This window comes from Marinobacter koreensis, from assembly GCF_023156285.1.
Classification (GTDB): Bacteria; Pseudomonadota; Gammaproteobacteria; order Pseudomonadales; family Oleiphilaceae; genus Marinobacter; species Marinobacter koreensis.
On the sequence record NZ_JAKZAJ010000004.1, the window covers coordinates 196,235 to 216,213 of the forward strand.

General features: G+C 60.9%; 15 protein-coding genes and 1 riboswitch. Of the genes, 12 read left to right on the top strand and 3 right to left on the bottom strand.

The window, feature by feature from the left end; genetic code table 11:
- From MLD04_RS12200 to MLD04_RS12225, 6 genes are all read left to right on the top strand, one after another.
- On the top strand, positions 1 to 825 hold the full coding sequence (locus tag MLD04_RS12200) for an IclR family transcriptional regulator (protein WP_248158694.1): 825 nt from the start codon (positions 1 to 3) through the stop codon (positions 823 to 825).
- A 192-nt stretch (positions 826 to 1,017) separates the two neighbouring features.
- Complete coding sequence (locus tag MLD04_RS12205) at positions 1,018 to 3,111, top strand: 3-hydroxyacyl-CoA dehydrogenase NAD-binding domain-containing protein (protein WP_248158697.1); 2,094 nt, start codon at positions 1,018 to 1,020, stop codon at positions 3,109 to 3,111.
- 191 nt (positions 3,112 to 3,302) lie between these two features.
- Positions 3,303 to 4,487, top strand: a complete 1,185-nt coding sequence (locus tag MLD04_RS12210; protein ID WP_248158711.1) for an acetyl-CoA C-acyltransferase — start codon at positions 3,303 to 3,305, stop codon at positions 4,485 to 4,487.
- A 15-nt stretch (positions 4,488 to 4,502) separates the two neighbouring features.
- On the top strand, positions 4,503 to 6,305 hold the full coding sequence (locus MLD04_RS12215) for an acyl-CoA dehydrogenase (RefSeq protein WP_248158713.1): 1,803 nt from the start codon (positions 4,503 to 4,505) through the stop codon (positions 6,303 to 6,305).
- 45 nt (positions 6,306 to 6,350) lie between these two features.
- Positions 6,351 to 7,457 carry a zinc-binding dehydrogenase gene (locus MLD04_RS12220; protein ID WP_248158714.1) on the top strand — a complete coding sequence of 369 codons (1,107 nt, stop codon included), beginning with the start codon at positions 6,351 to 6,353 and terminating at the stop codon, positions 7,455 to 7,457.
- Positions 7,458 to 7,494: 37 nt separating this feature from the next.
- Positions 7,495 to 8,913 (top strand): aldehyde dehydrogenase family protein, encoded by a 1,419-nt coding sequence (locus MLD04_RS12225; RefSeq protein WP_248158715.1) that lies wholly within the window; start codon positions 7,495 to 7,497, stop codon positions 8,911 to 8,913.
- Positions 8,914 to 8,926: 13 nt separating this feature from the next.
- On the opposite strand, the gene MLD04_RS12230 is transcribed toward MLD04_RS12225, so the two are convergent.
- Complete coding sequence (locus tag MLD04_RS12230) at positions 8,927 to 9,448, bottom strand: QsdR family transcriptional regulator (RefSeq protein WP_008940345.1); 522 nt, start codon at positions 9,446 to 9,448, stop codon at positions 8,927 to 8,929.
- A gap of 115 nt (positions 9,449 to 9,563) precedes the next feature.
- Here MLD04_RS12230 and MLD04_RS12235 point away from each other — a divergent pair, with 115 nt between their 5' ends.
- The 5 genes from MLD04_RS12235 to msrB all read left to right on the top strand — a co-directional run bounded on the left by MLD04_RS12235 (position 9,564) and on the right by msrB (position 15,039).
- Positions 9,564 to 10,544, top strand: coding sequence for an NAD(P)H-dependent flavin oxidoreductase (locus tag MLD04_RS12235; protein ID WP_248158717.1), 981 nt, complete (start codon positions 9,564 to 9,566; stop codon positions 10,542 to 10,544).
- Between the two features lie 3 nt (positions 10,545 to 10,547).
- A complete protein-coding gene (locus MLD04_RS12240; protein ID WP_248158719.1) occupies positions 10,548 to 11,444 on the top strand; it encodes an SMP-30/gluconolactonase/LRE family protein in 897 nt (298 codons plus the stop codon).
- 116 nt (positions 11,445 to 11,560) lie between these two features.
- The gene (locus MLD04_RS12245; protein WP_248158720.1) at positions 11,561 to 12,262 is read left to right on the top strand and encodes a response regulator transcription factor; all 702 of its coding nucleotides are present in this window, start codon (positions 11,561 to 11,563) and stop codon (positions 12,260 to 12,262) included.
- A 3-nt stretch (positions 12,263 to 12,265) separates the two neighbouring features.
- The gene (locus tag MLD04_RS12250) at positions 12,266 to 13,765 is read left to right on the top strand and encodes a sensor histidine kinase (protein WP_379883712.1); all 1,500 of its coding nucleotides are present in this window, start codon (positions 12,266 to 12,268) and stop codon (positions 13,763 to 13,765) included.
- A 92-nt stretch (positions 13,766 to 13,857) separates the two neighbouring features.
- Positions 13,858 to 15,039, top strand: coding sequence for a peptide-methionine (R)-S-oxide reductase MsrB (msrB, locus tag MLD04_RS12255; protein WP_248158723.1), 1,182 nt, complete (start codon positions 13,858 to 13,860; stop codon positions 15,037 to 15,039).
- Here msrB and MLD04_RS12260 read toward each other — a convergent pair.
- Positions 15,036 to 15,764: a 3'-5' exonuclease gene (locus MLD04_RS12260; protein ID WP_248158725.1), complete on the bottom strand. Its 729-nt coding sequence runs from the start codon at positions 15,762 to 15,764 to the stop codon at positions 15,036 to 15,038. The genes msrB and MLD04_RS12260 overlap by 4 nt on opposite strands.
- Positions 15,754 to 17,631 (bottom strand): DUF294 nucleotidyltransferase-like domain-containing protein, encoded by a 1,878-nt coding sequence (locus MLD04_RS12265; protein WP_248158735.1) that lies wholly within the window; start codon positions 17,629 to 17,631, stop codon positions 15,754 to 15,756. The genes MLD04_RS12260 and MLD04_RS12265 overlap by 11 nt, the downstream gene beginning before the upstream one ends.
- A gap of 131 nt (positions 17,632 to 17,762) precedes the next feature.
- Positions 17,763 to 17,987: riboswitch (cobalamin riboswitch) on the top strand.
- 130 nt (positions 17,988 to 18,117) lie between these two features.
- Here MLD04_RS12265 and MLD04_RS12270 point away from each other — a divergent pair.
- Positions 18,118 to 19,962 (top strand): TonB-dependent receptor plug domain-containing protein, encoded by a 1,845-nt coding sequence (locus MLD04_RS12270; protein ID WP_248158738.1) that lies wholly within the window; start codon positions 18,118 to 18,120, stop codon positions 19,960 to 19,962.
- Positions 19,963 to 19,979 lie beyond the last annotated feature (17 nt).

Below are 19,979 nucleotides of genomic sequence, written 5' to 3' on the forward strand. Positions count from 1 at the left end.
ATGGCAAGAGCAACTATTGATTCACCAGAATTGCGGGTGGCATCCGGCGACGGCGTCCCGGTGAAGCCGGAGAAAGATCGCAAGTTTGTCGAGGCACTCTCTCGCGGGCTGGACGTCCTCAGGGCCTTCAGTCAGGGGTCTGTGATCCTGGGTAATCAGGACATCGCCCGGATTACCGGTCTGCCAAAACCCACCGTTTCCCGGATGACCTACACGCTGACCAAGCTCGGGTACCTCAGTTACAACACCCAGCTGGAAAAATACCAGTTGAGCTCCGGGGTTCTGGCGCTCGGTTACGCCTATGTCTCGAACCTGAAGGTGCGTCAGCTCGCCAAGCCCTACATGGATGAGTTTGCGCGCCAGACCAACATGTCCGTGGGGCTGACCTGCCGCGATCGTCTTCACATGATTTACGTGGAGAACCGCCTGCCGCCGGAAGCGTCCCTGCTCCGCATGGAGATCGGGCTGAAGCTGCCCATGGCCACGACATCCGCCGGGCGTGCCTATTACTCTGCCATCAGCGACAACGGTCGTAAGCTGATTGACGAATCCATGGAGGCAAAATACGGAGATTCCTGGCCCGAGAAGAAGGCCGGTCTGGAGCAGGCCATGCAGGATTACAAGGAGCATGGTTTCTGCCTGTCCCTGGGAGAATGGGACCGGAACATCAACTCTGCCGGCGTGCCCATCCATCTGCAGGATGGCACCATCATGGCGCTGACCTGTGCCGCACCGTCCTATCTGGTGTCGGCTGAAAAGCTCCGTGAATCGGTGGCTCACCAGTTGGCAATGCTGGCCGGGGATATCGAGTCGCTCGGCGTGTGATATTTCAGAGCGACAGATAAGCCGTTCGGGCCGCTGATTTCAGGACCGTAACACCAAAAACCGCAGACGAATGTCTGCGGTTTTTTTATGCTTACTATTTAATTGGCGGTTGAAACGGCGTATAAACTTGTATTAAATCGTACGTATGTTTCGCTAGTTAAAATCATATTCCATATAAGGCGAGGAGGAATTATGTCTGAGGTGGTTTCGTATAACAGAGAAGGCAGTGTTGGTGTCATCACGGTAGATTATCCACCGGTCAACGCCCTCAGCCATGCGGTCCGCTCAGGGCTGCTCGCCGCTCTGGAACAGGGCCAGAAAGATGCCGAAGCCAAGGTGCTGCTTCTGGTTTGCGAAGGCCGGACCTTCATTGCCGGTGCCGATATCCGCGAGTTCGGCAAGCCCATGCAGGAGCCGGGCCTGCCCGAAGTGGTCAATACCTTTGAGAACAGCGACAAGCCGATTGTGGCCGCCATTCACGGTACGGCCCTCGGGGGCGGTCTGGAAACGGCGCTGGGCTGTCACTACCGGGTTGCGCTGAGCAGTGCCAAGGTGGGGTTGCCGGAAGTGAAGCTGGGGCTGTTGCCCGGTGCTGGCGGCACTCAGCGTCTGCCGCGTCTGACTGGCGCCCAGAAAGCGCTCGAAATGATCACTACCGGTGAGTTTGTCGGTGCAAAAGACGCCCTGGCACTGGGTATTGTCGATGCCGTCGAGGATGGCAGTGACATTCGTGCCGCCGGTCTCGCCTTCGCCAATAAGCTGGCTGACGAGGGCAAGCCGGTTCGTCGTGTTCGTGACATCACCGACAAGATCGACGCCGAGAAAGGCAGTGACGTGTTCGATCAGTTTCGTGAAGGTCTGAAAAAACGGGCCCGTGGCCTGTTCTCTCCGTTCAAGTGCGTGGATGCGGTGGAAGCGGCCTTCAACCTGCCGTTCGACGAGGGCATGAAGCGCGAGCGGGAACTGTTTATGGAGTGCATGGAATCGCCCCAGCGCGCCGGCCTGATCCATTCGTTCTTTGCCGAGCGGGAAGTGTCCAAGGTCAAGGGGCTGTCCAAGGATACCCCGGTCCGTGATGTGAAAACCGTGGGTGTGATCGGTGCCGGCACCATGGGTGGTGGCATTGCCATGAACTTCGCCAACGTCGGGATTCCGGTCACCATGGTGGAAGTCAAGCAGGAAGCCCTGGACAAGGGTCTGGCAATCATCCGTCGCAACTACGAGAACTCCGCCAAGAAGGGCAAGCTGACTCAGGAGCAGGTGGAAGAGCGCATGTCGCTGATCACGCCGAGCCTCACCTACGACGACTTCAAGGATGTCGATCTGGTGATTGAGGCGGTGTTCGAGAACATGGCCATCAAGAAAGAGATCTTTGGCAAGCTGGATGCGGTCTGCAAGCCGGGCGCGATCCTGGCGTCCAATACCTCCACCCTGGATATCGATGAGATCGCCTCCGCCACCAAGCGTCCCGAAGACGTGGTAGGCATGCACTTCTTCAGCCCGGCCAACGTCATGAAGCTGCTGGAGAACGTTCGCGGCGAGAAGACGTCTGACGAGGTGAAGGCGACGGTGATGGCCGTCGCCAAGAAGATCAAGAAGGTGGGTGTCCTGGTGGGCAACTGCCATGGTTTCGTGGGCAACCGCATGCTGCACAAGCGCGGTGCCGAGGCCATGTCTCTGGTGAATGAAGGTGCCACGCCGCAGCAGGTGGACAAGGTGCTGACCGACCTGGGTTACCCGATGGGTCAGTTTGCCATGTCGGATCTGGCCGGTATCGACGTTGGCTACCGCATCCGCGAGGAGCGCCGGAATGCCGGTGAGCACGTGGAGCCGAGCTGGATGGACAAGCTGGCGGAGCAGAACCGTCTTGGCCAGAAGACCCAGGCCGGTGTCTACCGCTACGAGGAAGGCAGCCGCAAGCCGATTCCGGATCCTGAGGTCGAAAAGCTGATCGAAGAGTTCCGTAAGGAGCAGGGCATTACGCCGCGGGAGATTTCCGATCAGGAAATCCTCGAGCGCTGCATGTACGTGATGATCAACGAGGGCGCGAAGATCCTGGAAGAAGGTATCGCCGATCGGTCGCTGGATATCGACATTGTCTGGATCTACGGCTATGGCTTCCCGGCATACCGTGGTGGCCCCATGTTCTGGGCCGATCAGCTGGGTCTGGACACCATTCTGAAGGCCGTGAAGACCTATCAGGACACCGTGGGTGGTGAGCAGTGGAAGCCGGCGGCTTTGCTGGAGAAGTTGGTGGCTGAGGGTAACAAGTTCGGGGATCTTTGATTTCTCGAGACTCAGTTTGGGGGCGGGTCGCGGGGCGGGAACCCTTTTCCTCTGGGAAAAGAACTCGCTTCGCTCAGACAGCTTTTCCCGGGCGGAAAAGGGTTCCCGCCCCGCGACCGACAGAATTTTGAGTTCAGGTTTGACCGGGCTGCGCCCGATCCAAGCCATTCGACTATATGAGGACGTTTGTTATGTCTGATGCCGTTATTGTTTCCACTGCCCGCACCGGTCTGGGCAAATCCTACCGGGGTGCACTGAACAACACTCACAGCGTGGATATGGCCGGTCATGTGATCCAGCACGCGGTTCAGCGTGCGGGTATTGATCCGGCGATTGTCGAGGATGTCATTCTTGGCGCGACTTTCCACGAAGGTGCGCAGGGCAAGAACATGGCTCGCCTGGCGGCGATTCGGGCCGGGCTGCCGGTGACCACCGCCGGTCTGTCCATCAATCGTTTCTGCAGCTCCGGTCTGCAGTCCATCGCTATCGCGGCCCAGCGTGTGGTGTCCGAGAAAGTGCCGGCGATGGTTGCCGGTGGCGTGGAGTCCATCTCCCTGGTGCAGAACGACAAGCTGAACAGCTTCCACGCCACCAACGAGTGGCTGATGAAGCACAAGCCCGAGCTGTATTTGTCCATGATTGAGACCGCAGACATCGTGGCGCAGCGGTATAACGTGAGCCGGGAAGCCCAGGACGAGTACGCCCTGATCTCCCAGCAGCGGACCGCTGCGGCGCAGGAAGCGGGCAAGTTTGACGACGAGATCGTGCCCTATGACACCACCATGCTGGTGAAGGACAAGGAGACCGGTGAGGTCAGCCAGAAGGATGTCACGCTGACCCGTGACGAGTGCAATCGTCCGAACACGACGCTGGAAGGCCTGCAGGGGCTGGATCCCGTCCGTGGCGAAGGCAACTTCGTGACGGCGGGTAACGCCAGTCAGCTGTCCGATGGCGCGTCGGTCTGTACCGTGATGAACAGCACCTACGCCGAGAAGAACAACATTGAGCCCATGGGCATCTTCCGTGGCTTTGCCGTGGCCGGTTGTGAGCCGGATGAGATGGGTATCGGTCCGGTGTTCGCCATTCCGCGTTTGCTTGAGCGCAATGGCCTGACCATGGACGACATCGACTTGTGGGAACTGAACGAAGCGTTTGCCTCCCAGGTGGTGTACTGCCGTGACCGGTTGGGCATCCCGATGGAGAAGCTGAACGTAAATGGCGGTTCCATTGCCGTGGGTCATCCATACGGTGTGACCGGCTCCCGTCTGACCGGCCATGCCCTGATCGAGGGTAAGCGTCGCGGTGCCAAGTACGTGGTCGTGACCATGTGCATCGGGGGTGGCCAGGGCGCTGCCGGTCTGTTCGAAGTGGTATAACGGAGGGGCGTCGCCATGCAGCAGAAAATCGTCAATCCCGGTGATCTGGCCTTCCAGCTGTACGAACTACACGATGTGGAAAGTGTCCTGAGGTTTGATCGGTATGCGGATCACAGCCGCGAGACGCTGCAGGCGGCGCTTGACCTTGCGTTGAAGGTTGCGGCCGAGGAGTTTGCGCCTCACGCGCGCCTGGTGGACGAAGAGGAACCCACCTTCGAGAACGGCCGGGTGGAGATGCGTCCGGAGGTTCGCAAGGCACTGGATGTTCTCAAAGGCACCGGCCTGATGGCGGCCAGTCAGGACTACGAGCGTGGCGGTATGCAACTGCCGGCCGCCGTGGCCCAGATGTGCGTCGGGATGTTGAAGGGCGCCAATGTGGGCACCCAGGGCTACGCCGGTCTCACCATCGCTGCCGCTAACCTGATCCTGGCACACGGCAGCGATGAACAGAAAAGCCGTTACGCCGAGCAGATGCTGGCGGGGCGGTTCTTCGGCACCATGTGCCTGACTGAACCCCACGCCGGTTCTTCCCTGGGCGATCTGCGCACCCGCGCCGAGCCCCAGCCGGATGGCAGCTACCGCCTGTTCGGCAACAAGATCTACATTTCCGGCGGCGACCACGAGCTGAGCGACAACATCGTTCACATGGTGCTTGCACGACTCCCGGATGCACCCGCCGGGGTCAAGGGTATCTCCCTGTTTCTGGTGCCCAAGATTCTGGTCAATGAGGACGGCAGTCTGGGCGAGCGGAACGATGTGGCCCTCGCCGGCCTGATCCACAAGATGGGGTACCGGGGCACCACCTCCACCATGCTCAATTTTGGTGAAAAGGACGGTGCCGTCGGCTATCTCGTTGGCCAGCCGCATCAGGGCCTCGCCGCCATGTTTCACATGATGAACGAGGCCCGCATCGGTGTGGGTCTGGGTTCGGTGATGCTGGGATATACCGGCTACCTGCATGCACTGGATTACGCCCGCGAACGTCGGCAGGGAAGACCGGTGGGCGAGAAAGATCCGCAAAGCCCCCAGGTTCCCCTGATTCGCCACGCCGATATCCGCCGCATGCTGCTGGCCCAGAAGGCCTACGTGGAGGGTGGGCTGGCCTTGTGTCTGCAGGGCGCGATGCTGGTGGACGAGAAGAAGTTTGCCGAGACTGACGAGCAGCGGGAGCTGGCCGCCGGCCTTCTGGACCTGCTTACCCCTGTTATCAAGTCCTGGCCCTCCCGATACTGCCTGGAGGCCAACAGTCTGGCGATCCAGGTACACGGGGGCTATGGCTATACCCGGGAATACCCGGTGGAGCAGTTCTACCGGGATAACCGGCTGAATCCGATTCACGAGGGCACCCACGGTATCCAGGGGCTGGACCTGCTCGGGCGCAAGGTGTCGCTGGCGGGCGGTCGTTTCTACCAGGCACTGATGGACCGTATCGAAACATCGATTGGCGAAGCGCGTCAGCATCAGCGCCTGGCGGATAGTGCCGATCGGCTGGAGCGTGCCGTCCGGGCGATGGCCGAGGCAACCGACGCCATAAATGCCGAAAAGGCCGGCGGCGATAAAGAGAAGGCACTGGCCAATGCCACCCTGTACCTGGATGCTTTTGGTCAGGTGGTGGTCGGCTGGCTCTGGTTGCGTCAGGGTATACGGGCATTGGCCGGCCTGTCAGGCAACGGCGAGCAGACAGCTGACTTCTATGAAGGTAAGTTGAAGGCCTGTGATTACTTCGCCCGGTATGAGTTGCCTTCGGTCCTGCATACGGCCGAGCTGCTGAAAGCAGTGGATACCACTGCCCTGAATATGGCCGACGAGGAATTCTAGAAAGCCGAACACGACAACAACGTCAACAAAATAAGGGGAGTACAGATGGACAGACAAGCCAAAGCGGTGGTCTGCCGGGAATGGGGCAAGCCCGTCCAGGTTGAGACCATCACCGTCGAGGGTCCCAAACGGGGCGAAATCACCATCAAGATCGCGGCCTGCGGTGTCTGCCACAGCGATCTGTCTGCCACCACGGGCAAGATCCAGTATCCGCCTCCCCTGGTCCTCGGCCATGAAGCCGCCGGTGTGGTGGTCGAAGTGGGTGAGGGCGTGACCGAGTTCAAGGAGGGCGACCATGTGGTCAGCTCTTTCATCTCCATGTGCGGCAAGTGTCGCCAGTGTGTTCGCGGACGTCCGGTTCTCTGTGAAAACGCCAGAAAAGCCATGTTCACCCTGCCGGACGGTACCGTGCGTACCAAGGATGCCAACGGCGAGCCTCTGAACGTGTTCGGCGCCTGCGGAGTGATGGCCGAGTACGCCACCATGCACGTCGATAACTGCGTCAAGGTGGACCAGTCGGTGCCCATGCAGAACGCTGCCCTGGTTGGTTGCGCTGTCATGACCGGTGTCGGGGCTGTGTTCAATACGGCAAAGCTGGAGCCAGGCTCCCGGGCCGCGGTCTTCGGTATTGGCGGTGTCGGCCTGAACGCGATTCAGGGTTGTGCCACCGCCGGTGCGGAGATGATTGTGGCCGTCGACAGCAATCCGAAAAAACTGGAAATGGCCCGGGAATTCGGTGCGACCCATACCGTTGATATCAATGAGGTCGAGGATGCCGCAAAGGCGGTGAAGAAGCTGACCGGTGGTGTCGACTATGCCTTTGAATGCGTTGGCGCGGGACCGGTCGTCGAGCAGGCCTACAAGAGTCTGGGCCGCGGCGGCACCGCTGTCGTGGTAGGCGTGGCCGATCCGAAGGACAAGACGTCAATCACCACCCTGACGCTGCCCGCCGACGAGAAGACCCTCAAGGGAAGCTGGCTGGGGTCAGCCCGGCCGCAGCACGATTTCCCGCGCATCCTGGGGCTTTACAAGGCCGGTAAACTGAAGCTGGACGAACTCATCACCCGCACCTATCCGATCGAGGACGCCGCGCAGGCGTTCGATGATATGGTGGCGGGCAAGAACGCCCGGGGCGTGATCGTGTTCGAATGAACACCCGGGCGGACAGAGACTGATCAAGGGGAATCCTATGAATGATCTGAGCAAGAATTACATCAATGGCGAATGGGTCGCGTGGTCCGGTGAAACCATCGACGTACACGAATCCGGCACGGGCGAGGCGATTGCACGGGTACCGGCCTCCGGTCGTGAGGAAATGGAACGGGCCGTGGCCGCGGCTGATGCCGCATTTGAGTCCTGGTCCGAGAGCACGCTGGAACAGCGGATCAAGGTGTTGGAGCAGCTCCACGCGGGACTGAAGGAACGGGCGCCGGAGATTGCCGAGACCGTGTGCCGGGAAGTGGGCATGCCGATCAAGCTGGCCACCGCCATTCAGGCAGGTATGCCGGCCACGGTCACCAAGACCTACCTGAAAATGTTGCCGGACTTTCCGTTTAACGAGCAGTCCGGTAACTCCGAAGTGCAGTACGCGCCGGTCGGTGTGGTTGGCTGCATCACCCCATGGAACTACCCGCTGCACCAGGTGATCCTGAAGATTGTTCCGGCCATCGCCGCCGGTTGCACGGTGGTGCTCAAGCCGTCGGAAATCGCGCCCCAGAGTGCCTATATCCTGGCGGACATTCTGGATGGTACCGATCTGCCCAAGGGGGTGTTCAACCTGGTCTGTGGCCACGGCCACACCGTGGGCGACACCCTGATCAAACATCCCGATGTGCGGATGGTATCGTTTACCGGTTCCACTCGCACCGGCCATCTGATTGCCCACGCGGCGGCGGATGATTTCAAGCGCATCGCCCTGGAGATGGGCGGCAAGTCCGCCTCGGTGGTGCTGCCGGATGCGGATTTGGCGGCGGCGGTCAAAGGCACGGTCAACAACTGCCTGCTGAATTCGGGGCAGACCTGTACCGCGCTGACCCGTCTGCTGGTGCCGGCGGACAAGCACGACGAAGCCTGCGAGCTTGCCTCTGCAGCCGTCGCCAAGATGACCCCGGGCAATCCGCTGGAGGAAACCACACGCCTGGGGCCGCTGGCGTCAGGGCAGCAGCGGGATCGGGTCATCGACTACATCAAGCTGGGGATCGAGGAAGGTGCCACCCTGGTGACCGGTGGTCCGGAAGCGCCCGAAGGCTGTAATCCGGGCGGCTTTTTTGTCCGTCCAACGGTGTTTGGCAACGTCAAACCGGACAGCCGGATTGCCCAGGAAGAGATCTTCGGCCCGGTACTGTGCGTCATTCCCTACACCGATGAGGCAGAGGCGATCCGCATCGCCAACGGTACGCCCTATGGTCTGTCCGGTGCTGTCTGGTCCGCGGATGGGGACCGTGCCAAGCGCGTGGCCGGCAAGCTACGCACCGGCCAGGTGTTCGTCAATGGCGGTGCTTTCAACCCGGTTGCGCCGTTTGGTGGTTTCGGCCACTCCGGCATCGGCCGTGAGTTCGGCAAATGGGGCCTGGAGGAGTTCCTGGAGATCCGTTCACTCCAGCTCTGATGCGGGCAGGAGGTCAGACCTTGCCGCCGAGCAGGATTCGCACGGCGGTACAGGCGTCCTCCAGTTCCTCTTCCCGTGGTTCCCGGCCGCCGAGAATGTCGCTGTAAAGGCAGGATTCGGCGAGCCGCACCATGAAGTAGGACAGGCTTTCGATGTTCATGGGCGGGGTGATATAGCCCCGGGCCACCTGGTCCCGGAGGATCCGGGTGTTGGCCTCGACCGTGCGGGCTCGCAATGTCGACTGGGACGAGGTCAGGATCTTCAGGGCGTACTCGGGATCCTGATGAATGAAGCGCCGGAGCGGCTCGAAATGCAGCACCGTGGAGTTGATGTGCCGGTAGACGCCAACCACGAAGTCGATGCCGTGGCCCGGTGTGATGGCGAGAGCTTCCTGTCGCAACGGCTCGTAGAGGGACCAGAGCACTTCTCCGATCAGCAGATCCTTGTTGCCGACCCAGCGGAAAAGCGTGGCCCGCCCGATGTTGAGTTCATCGGACAGGGAGGCAAGGTGAATGCGCTCTCCCTTTAACCACATCCGTCGGGCACGTTTGAAGGCGTCTGCCGGTGTTGGCTTTGTTGTCGCTCTGGCTGTCACAGGAACCTCATAACACAGTTGCGAACCATTCTAACGACAAAACGGAAAACCCGCTATGAAGACAAGAATCACTGAACTGTTCGGCATCCGTTATCCCATCATCCAGGGTGGCATGCACCACGTGGGTTACGCCGAGTTGGCCTCAGCGGTCTCGAACGCTGGCGGACTGGGCATCATCACCGCGCTCACCCAGCCGACACCGGAAGATCTCGCCAAAGAGATTGCCCGCTGCCACGAGATGACCGACCAGCCGTTCGGCGTCAACCTGACGTTCCTGCCGTCGTTCAAGGCGCCACCCTATCCCGAATACATCGATGCCATCATCCAGGGCGGCGTGAAGGCGGTGGAGACCGCCGGGCGGAGCCCGGAGCAGTACATGCCCCAGCTCAAGGCCGCAGGCATCAGGGTGATCCACAAATGCACGTCGGTGCGCCATGCCCTGAAGGCCGAGCGCATTGGTTGTGATGCGGCCAGTGTCGATGGCTTTGAATGTGGTGGTCACCCCGGGGAAGACGACATTCCCAACTTCATCCTTCTGCCCCGGGCGGCGGAGGAACTGACCATCCCGTTTGTCGCCTCTGGTGGTATGGCTGACGGACGCAGCCTGGTGGCCGCCATGGCGCTTGGTGCCGAGGGCATGAACATGGGCACCCGGTTCCTGGCCACAAAAGATGCTCCCATCCACGACAACGTCAAGCAGGCCATCCTGGAGGCGGACGAGCTCCAGACCCGGTTGATCATGCGGAACCTCCGCAACACCGAACGGGTGATGAACAACGCGGCTGTGGAAGAAATCATCCGGATCGAAAAAGAGAAGGGCGAGGCGGAAACCATCGACGATATCCGGCATCTGGTCACCGGCGCCAAGGGACGTCTGGTGCTGCAGGAAGGCAAGATGGATGAAGCGGCCTGGAGTTGCGGCATGGTCGCCGGCCTGATTCACGATATTCCGACCTGCGACGAGCTGATCCGCCGGATCGTCGATGATGCCAACGCGATCGTTCGCGAACGCCTGACCGGTTTTCTGGGAGGCTGAGCCATGAGCGGATTGTCGTTACTGGCCGACGGTGGCTGTTTTTTCGAGGGCCCGCGCTGGCGTGATGGTCGCTGGTGGGTCTCCGATTTCTACCGTCATGGCGTCTTCACGGTGACGCCTGATGGCGATATGGAGAAGGTCCTGGAGATGCCCCAACAGTCGTCCGGCCTGGGGTGGCTGCCGGACGGATCCCTGCTGGTGGTCTCCATGCTTGATCACAAGATCCTCCGCCGGCGGCCCGATGGCGGTACGGAAATCTATGCCGACCTGAACGACCATGCCACCGGCCACGTCAATGACATGGTGGTTGCAGAGGACGGCACCGCCTGGGTTGGTAACTTCGGTTTCGACCTTATGGGCGGCGCCGACCTGGAACCGGCAACGCTGGTCCGGATCGACACCGACGGCACCGTGACCGCAGCCGCCGGGGACTTGTGGTTTCCGAACGGCATGGTGATCACCCCGGACGGTCGCACGCTGGTCGTCGGGGAGACCTTCGGCAACTGCATGACGGCATTCACCATCGAGGCTGACGGTAAGCTTTCCAATCGCCGTCCCTGGGCTGCCTTTGGAGAGCGCCCTGAGCGCGGGCCACGGCGGGACATGCTGAAGCAGCTGGCGGTCGGGCCGGATGGCTGCTGTCTGGATGCCGAGGGCCAGATCTGGATTGCCGACGCCTTCAATCAGCGTTGCGTCCGGGTGGCCGAAGGTGGCGAGATCACTGATGAGATTCGTGCCCCGGACGGTCAGGGAGTATTCGCCTGCATGCTCGGCGGTGAAGACGGCCGGACACTGCTTCTGTGCTGTGCACCAGACTCCGCTGCAGGTCGCCGAAAACAGGCTCGGGAGGCCGCCCTGATGACCGCCCGCGTCGCTGTTCCCCACGCCGGTCGGCCTTGAGTCGCCTACCTGCCGTTTCGGGTTTCGGCCGATCTCTCCGGACGTGATCGTTTCGTGATATTTCTGGGCTAGACTCAGGAAAAGTCACGAAAAAGGGACGGGAGTCCGGGGAGACCATGACACGAACCGTACTGATTATCGAGGACAACCCCGGTATCGGCGAACTGGTGCGCATGCAGGTGGCCGATTTGGGCATGGAGCCGGTCCTGGTGGATAACGGCGAGCAGGGCCTGGTCCGTTTTCGCCAGGGCGGTATCGATCTGGTCATCCTCGACCTGATGCTGCCTGGCATGGACGGTCTGGCAGTGTGTCGTGACATCCGCGCCGGTCAGGGTTACGTGCCGGTGCTGATGCTCACCGCCAAGAGCACCGAGCTGGACCGTGTGCTGGGACTGGAAATGGGGGCCGATGACTACCTGACCAAGCCGTTCAGCGTGGCGGAACTCTCGGCCAGGATCAAGGCGCTGTTCCGCCGTGTGGATGCGCTCGCGGCCAGGGCGGAGGCGACGCCCGAGCCGGAGGAGATCGTCGTCGACGGGCTGCGCGTTGACCCGGTCCGGCGCCGGGTCATTGTCCGGGACCAGGAGGTGGAGCTGACTGCCCGGGAGTTTGACCTGCTCTGGTATTTTGCCCGTCACCCGGGCCGTGTCTTCAGCCGGGCCCAACTGCTGGATGCGGTCTGGGGCTACAATCACGACGGCTACGAACACACCGTGAATACTCACATCAACCGGCTCCGGAACAAGATCGAGGCGGATCCGGCCGAACCCCGCTACGTCCAGACGGTCTGGGGCGTCGGCTACCGGTTCATGGACTGAGCCATGGTCAGACCCATGTTACGAACACTCTACGGCCGACTGGCACTGGCGCTCTTCCTGCTGCTGGTGACCGTGGGAGGGTTGTTCACGGTGCTCAGTCTGTATTCCGTGCGCGAGTACACCGCGGCGGTGAACCAGGAACTGAACCGGGACCTGGCGCGGAATCTCGTGTCGGATCGCAACCTGGTGACCGACGGCCGGCTGAACCGGGACGCCCTGAAAAAGCTCTTCGAGTTGTACATGACCATCAATCCGAGTATCGAGATCTACCTGCTCGATTCGGACGGTCGCATCCTTTCCTACTCGGCCGACCCCGACAAGATCAAACGCAAACGGGTGTCGCTCGGACCCATCCATGAGCTGCTCAGCGATCCATCGTCGTTTCCACTGCTCGGCGATGATCCCCGCAGCCATGATCGGCGCAAGGTGTTTTCCGTTACCCCTGTGCCCTCGGAAGCGAATCCCACGGGGTACCTGTACGTGGTCCTGCGGGGCGAGGAATACGACCTGGCCGAGAGCATGGTCCACAGCCGTCAGTTGTTGCAGATGGGCGCGGGCGCCCTGGCGGTGAGCCTGTTCGTGGGCCTGCTGGCCGGTTTGCTGTTTTTCCGCCTGCTGACACGTCGGTTGTCCCGGCTGACAGAACGGGTTGAAGCCTTTGAGGCTGACGCAGCGACCCCGGCGGCAGATTCCCGCGATGAAGTAACGGTAACCGGGGATGACATCGACTATCTGTCCGACCGGTTTGACCAGATGTCCCAACGGATTGTGGCCCAGCTGGAGCTGCTGAAGGACAAGGATCATCAGCGTCGACAGTTGGTGGCTCAGGTGTCCCATGACCTGAGGACGCCATTGGCCTCCATCCAGGGCTACCTCGAGGCGCTGAAGCTGAAACAGGACAGTCTGGCCCCGGCGGAACGGCAGCGTTTCCTGGAGATTGCGCTGTCCGAAAGTCGTCGGCTGGCCCGGCTGGTGGACGAGCTGTTCGAGCTGGCGGCACTGGAGGCCCGAGAAAAGCGTGCCTCACCGGAACCGTTTGCAGTGGCTGAACTGGTGCACGACGTCGTTCAGAAACACCTGCCGGAGGCGGAGGGAGCCGGGGTTACGCTGCACCTGGGAGTCATGGAGCCGGTCCGGGCACTGGCAGACATCGAGCTGTGCGAACGGATTCTGGACAACCTGATCGGAAACGCTATCAGACATTCGCCTCCCGATAACACGGTCCTGCTGTCGGTGTGCGCCGAAACGAGTGGCGCGAGCATCGCCGTGGTGGACGCCGGCCCGGGCATTCCTCCGGATCAGATCGACCATGTCTTCGAGCCCTTTTTTCAGGGCAACACCCGTTCCCGGGTCGGGCACGCGGGGCTGGGACTGGCCATTGCCCAGCGGCTGGCCAGGCTTCAGGATGGTCGTATTTCAGTAAACAACCGGCCCGGGGGTGGTGCCGAATTCCGGCTCTGGTTGCCTCCGGCTGACAAGGCGATCACCGGTAGGAATGGATAACCCGGATCGTTATGGATTCGTGATAAACGGAAAACGGTTTTGTGAAACCTCAGCGTTAGGCTGATCGTACTGAATGATCAGAGGAGGTGTTTATGAAACGCAAAACGATTGGGGCAGTGTTCACCCTGGCTGTAGCGCTGGCCGCGTCAGTCTTTGCCCTTCAGGCGTCGGCTGAAAAGCAGACCAGGGCCGATACACAATTCGCACCGGATAATCCGGATCTGTCGGTCGCGACGTTCGCCGGCGGCTGTTTCTGGTGTGTGGAGGCCGGTTTCGAGAAGATTCCCGGCGTGGTTGAGGCGGTGTCCGGCTACGCGGGTGGCGATGTGGACAATCCCTCATACGAACAGGTCTCTTCCGGCGGTACCGGCCATACCGAATCCGTGCAGGTCTATTACGATCCCACGAAGATGACCTACGAAGGGTTGTTACAGGGCTTCTGGCGGATGATGGACCCGACCGATGCCAAGGGTCAGTTTGTGGACCGGGGCAACCAGTACCGGCCGGTGATTTTCTACCATAACGAGGCGCAGAAGCGGCAAGCTGAAGCTGCCAAGGCGAAGCTGCAAGCGTCCGGCATCTACGACAAGCCGGTCGTGGTGGCGATCGAACCCCTGAAGAAGTTCTGGCCTGCGGAAAAATACCACCAGGACTACTACGAGAAGAATCCGATCCGGTACCACTTCTACACCTTCAATTCGGGCCGCTACCAGTTTATCGAGAAGGTGTATGGCGAAGACTATGAGCTGGATTTCTCCCGCTTCAAGCCCGATGCCATGAATGCGCCATCGGCCAGCAAGGGGTTTGATCCGGATGCCTTCACCAAACCGGACGATCAGACGCTCAGGCAGGAACTGACGGATCTGCAGTACGAGGTGACCCAGGAGGAGGGCACTGAGCCGCCCTATGACAACCGGTACTGGAACAATAAACGGGCGGGACTCTATGTCGACATCGTTTCCGGGGAACCGCTGTTCTCGTCCCGGGACAAGTTTTCATCCGGCACCGGATGGCCCAGCTTTACCCGGCCGATCAAACCGGATGCGGTGGTTGAAAAGAAGGACACCTCGTTCTTCACGACCCGCACGGAAATCCGCAGCCGGTACGCCGATTCCCATCTGGGACACGTGTTTGATGACGGTCCTGCGCCCACGGGATTGCGGTATTGCATGAACTCGGCGGCCATGCGCTTCATCCCGCTCGACGACATGGCTGCTGAGGGCTATGGCCAATACATCGACCAGGTGAAAGGCGAATCCGGGTCCGGGAATTAAAGCCAGAGATCCCGGACCGGGGTGTCCGGTCTGAAATGATGCCAGATTTGCGCCTGTAGCAGCTCCGATGTCGCCAGGGCATCGATCAGGGCATTGTGAGAGGCGTAGTGGGGAAGCCCGTAGCGGGCCCGGCTGTCCGCCAGTCGGATCGACACGGGCTTTTTTCCCATCAGCCGTTGCCAACGGCTCGGGCGACGGTCGGGGTGAAGGTGAGCCTCGATCGCCATGGTGTCGAGGACGGGAAACCGGATGCCCTCACCCAGTCGCCATTGCAGGGCGACGTCCAGGAACGGTCGTTCGATGTCCCGATAGTGGACGACGGGGATGCGTCCGTTCAGGAAGCTGAAAAGCCTGTCCAGAACCTCGCCCAGATCCGGGGCCTCATCGATATCGCTGTGGGTAATGCCATGAATGGTAATGGAGGTCTGGTGCAGCGGCAGGGCCGGTCGAACCACCTGGTGCCAGCAGTGATTCAGTTCGATGGCATTCAGGGTAAACGGCACCGCGCCAACGCTGACAATGGAGTGCTGGCTCGGGTCCAGCCCCGTTGTCTCGAAGTCGAGAGCCACCAGGGGAACGTCGGAAATCGGCGTTTCCGGATCGACACATCCGGCCTCGTAGAAGGCCTTGAGTAACGGTGTCCTGGCCTGTTTTGCCAGGGCGGCATACTGGTCCGGCCAGGGGAGACTATGAAGGTTTCCCGCATTTGCTGGATTACTGGGCATTGCGACCCACCTGGGCGTTGTACCGGAACCGGAGGAATTTCTGGGCATTGCTGACGACCTGGAACGCATCCTTCAGGTGACTGCGTTCGAAGGGTGACAGGTCTTCGGGGCGGACATTGTTGTCCGGTTCCCGGTCGGCCTCGATCGCCAGTGCCTGATGCCGTATCCGGACGATGGAGATGAACTCCAGGGCGTCCCTGAGGTTGCCCAGGTCGTCCTCCAGCAGCAACTTGGTCTTGCCGATCGCCTGGAGCCGGTCGAAGGAATTCTGGGCCCGGGAGCCGCACGCCAGCGCGTGCACCCGGATCAGATCCGACACCGGTGCTGTGCCCCGTCGCTTGAGGTTGAAGGTCTTTCGGTGCTGGCCGTCCTCTTCCAGTACGAACGTCCGGAAGAATCCCAGTGGCGGTGTACGGTTCAGCGCATTACGGGCCAGCAGCGTAAGGAAGCGCTGACTGTGGCTGGCTTTCTCGGCCACCAGGGTTTTCAGCGATTCGGCGAATTCGGTGTGGCCATGGATGCCATCCAGGTCGAAGAAAATATTGCTGTTGAGCAGGGCGTCGGCCCTGGGGTTCTCGATCCAGTCGGTGAAGTACCGCTTCCAGACGGCCAGTGGCTGTCGCCATTTCGGGTTGGTCGCCATGATGTCCCCAGTGCAGTACTTGTAGCCACATTCGGCGAGGCCGTCGCTGACGAATTTGGCCAGCGCGAGGAAGTAGGGATCATGCTCCTCCGGCACGTAGCTGTCGTCCAGGATCATGGCATTGTCCTGGTCGGTCACCACCAGCTGCTCGTCCCGGGCCATGGAGCCGAGCGCCATGAAGCAATAGGGAATCGGGGGCGGCCCGAGTTGCTCCTCGCCGAGTTCGAGCAGTCTCTGGGTAAAGCTGCGACCAATCCCGGCCATGGCACTGCCGATCATATGGGAGTTGGCGTCCTCGTTGACCATCCGGACAAAGGTGTCCCGTACGCCCAGGCTGATACGCTTCAGCCCTTTGACGTTGGTTTGCTGGTAGATGTTGCTGACCAGGTAGAGGCTGCTCTGACTTTCGTATTTCACGATATCCGAAAGGGCGATGACCCCACGCACTTCGTCCCTGTCCATCACCGGAAGATGGTGAACGTTGTTGTGCAACATGGTGAGCATGGCTTCGAAGATAAACGAGTTGGCGCGGATCGTGATCAGGTCTTCGGACATGATGTCCGAGATGGGTGTCTCGGAGGGCAGGGCTTCAGTGACGGCGCGGGTGCGCAGATCCCGGTCGGTGATGATGCCGTGCAGTTTCGGCGTGTCGCCGGTTTCGTCCATCAGGAGCAGCGCCGATACGCCCTGGTCGGTCATGATCCGCGCTGCCTCCTGCAGGCGCACGGTGGAGGGGGCCGAAACAACCGCGCGGGAGATAAGACGGGTGACGCGGGAGGTCATCAGGTCGTTGGACTTCTCCCGTCGGGAAAGCGCGGAGCGCAGGCGGCTCCGATCCTCGATCTCGACAAAATCCGCGAAGTTTTCGTCGTTCTCGAAGAGGAACTGAAAGATGTCATCCGGAATCCGGTAAACCAGGGTGTCTTCGAGGGCCTTGGCCGGGAAACGGGTCTTCTTGTGCATCAGCAACCCGAATTGCCCGAAAATCTCCCCCTCGCCGAGCCGGCTGTAGAGCTCTCCGGAGCGCCGGAAGACCTCCACCGCACCGCTGCGAATGTAATACAACCAGGTGTTGGCGGCGCCGAACTCAAGAATCGTGGTGCCGGCCCGGAAATACTGGATTTCGATATTTTCAACGACCTGATCGAGAAGCGCTTCGGGCATCTCGTCGAATGGCGGGAATTGGGCCATGTGGTTGCGGATGTCGATGAGCTCCGGCTGCATAACGCTCCCTGATGGGCGATCCGTGGATACTGAAAAATGTCAGTTAATCAAGGACTATAGCAACACCCGGAGGCACTGGCCACGGCCGATGCCGGATCGATTCGATTGACCACTATGCAGGCAATTGCTAGCCTTGCCGCACTTTTTCAGGTGTCCGTCGCAAAGCGCGACGGGTGAAACGGGAAATCGGTGAGCCTGGTGAAACCCACTGGTGCAAGTCCGATGCTGCCCCCGCAACGGTAAGCAGGAACCGGCGATCTGTCGCGCCACTGTGCCCTCGGCATGGGAAGGTGATCGCCCGGGAACCCATGGTTCCGCCTGTAAGCCCGGAGACCGGCCTGGAAAACACACCCGGAGCTGCGGTGGGCGGCTTGGGTGGGCGACGTCCGGCCCTGCTGAGCATCCCGTCTTCCGCCTGCCCTCCCTCTGTCCGCGATCCGAACCTGATTTCCCGTGCGGGTGCGCGCGGTCAGCGGAGAACCAGCAATGTCCAAGAAGTGCTTTCCTGTCCCCTTGCTAGGCGCGAGCCTGGTCTTCCTGCCCATCACAACCCTGGCTCAATCCAACGCCGGTACCGAGGGTTCCGAACTGGACCCGATCGTCGTCACCGCAACTCTCGGCCCGGAGACCGTGGGCGAGAGTCTGTCCTCGGTCACGGTGATCGACCAGGACACAATCCGTCGTCAGCAGCCGGCCGAGTTCCGCGATCTGTTGAGGGCGCAGCCGGGTATCAATGTGGTTTCCGACGGAAGTTACGGCAAAACCACCAGCGTGTTCCTGCGTGGCGCGGGAAGTTCCGGTACGGTCCTGTTGCTGGATGGTATCCGTCTGCGCTCTGCCACGGCGGGCATTCCGCCATGGCAGTTCCTGCCGACGGATCTGATCGATCGCGTTGAGCTGGTTCGGGGTGCCAAGAGTTCCCTCTACGGCGCCGACGCCGTTGGTGGCGTCGTGCAGGCGTTCACCCTGACTCCGTCCGAGGGCCAGCGTGGTTGGATGGATGTGGCCGGTGGCTCCCATGATACCCGTTCCACATCTGCTGGGCTGGCGGCCACGGAAGACAACACCTCAGTTTTGCTCGGTGGTCTCTATTCGGATACTGATGGCACTAATCTGCGTAAAGGCGGTGAAGACCGTGGCTACCGTAATGCAGCGGGTCTGGCCAAGGTCAGTCACAGGTTTGAACGTGGTGGTGGCGTCGGCGTCACGGTGCTGCAATCCCAGGGTAATACCGAGTTCGAAGGGGGCGATACCGACTTCATGATCCGGGCAGCCGGGCTGCATCTGGAGGCGGTCGCAAGCGATTACTGGCGGACCCGCATCCAGTTTTCCGAGTCGCGGGACGAACAGGAAACCTTTGGCGACTATCCCAGTGTCTACAACACGCTGTCCCGGTCGGCCCGTTGGGAAAACACCCTGACAGCGGGCGTGCATGAGCTGGTCCTGGGCTCCGAAATTTCGCAGGACGAAGTGGGCGGCAGCGACCAGTTTGCCGAGGACAGCCGCACCAATACCGCCGTGTTCGGCCAGGGCCGGCTGAACTTCGGAGCTACGAACGTCACCGGCAGCCTGCGCATGGATGACAATGAGGCCTACGGCCGGAATGAGACCGGTGGCATTGCCCTCGGACACGAGTTGGACCGCTCGCATCGCGTTCGGCTCAGCTACGCGACGTCCTTTCGTGCTCCCACGTTCAACGACCTGTACCTGGTGACCCCTTACTACAGCGGCAATCCGGATCTGCAGCCGGAGAAAGGCCGTATGGTCGAAGCCGGATTTTCCGGCCGGTACCAGACCTGGTTCTGGGATGTGGCGGTTTATCAGAACGAAGTCCGGGACCTGATCACCTATGTGTCGGATCCGGTTACCTGGCAGGGCACGATGGAAAACGTGGAAACCGCCCGCATTCGGGGGATTGAGTGGACGTCCGGTTACCGTACCAGCCAGTGGGACCTTCAGGCAGCGCTCACCTATGCCGATGCCGAGAACCGCGATACCAACAAACGCCTGCCCCGACGGGCCCGGAAAACCGCCCGCCTGGACGTGGACCGGCTGTTCGATCAGTGGTCGGTCGGTGCCACCCTGGTGGCCGAGGGCAATCGCTACAACGATGCGGCCAACAGCCAGTTGCTGCCTGGCTATGGCACCATGGACCTGCGCGGAACCTGGCAGTTCCTGCCGGGCTGGTCCGGGCAGTTGAAGGTCGCCAATGTCTTTGACCGTCGTTACGCCGCCAGTCTGGGCTATGACAGTACCACCATGGAAAACTTCCGTTATCTGGCAGCCGGTCGGACGTTTCTGGCGTCGGTGCGCTATGATTTCGGCCACTAACCCACTCAAAAAAGCGG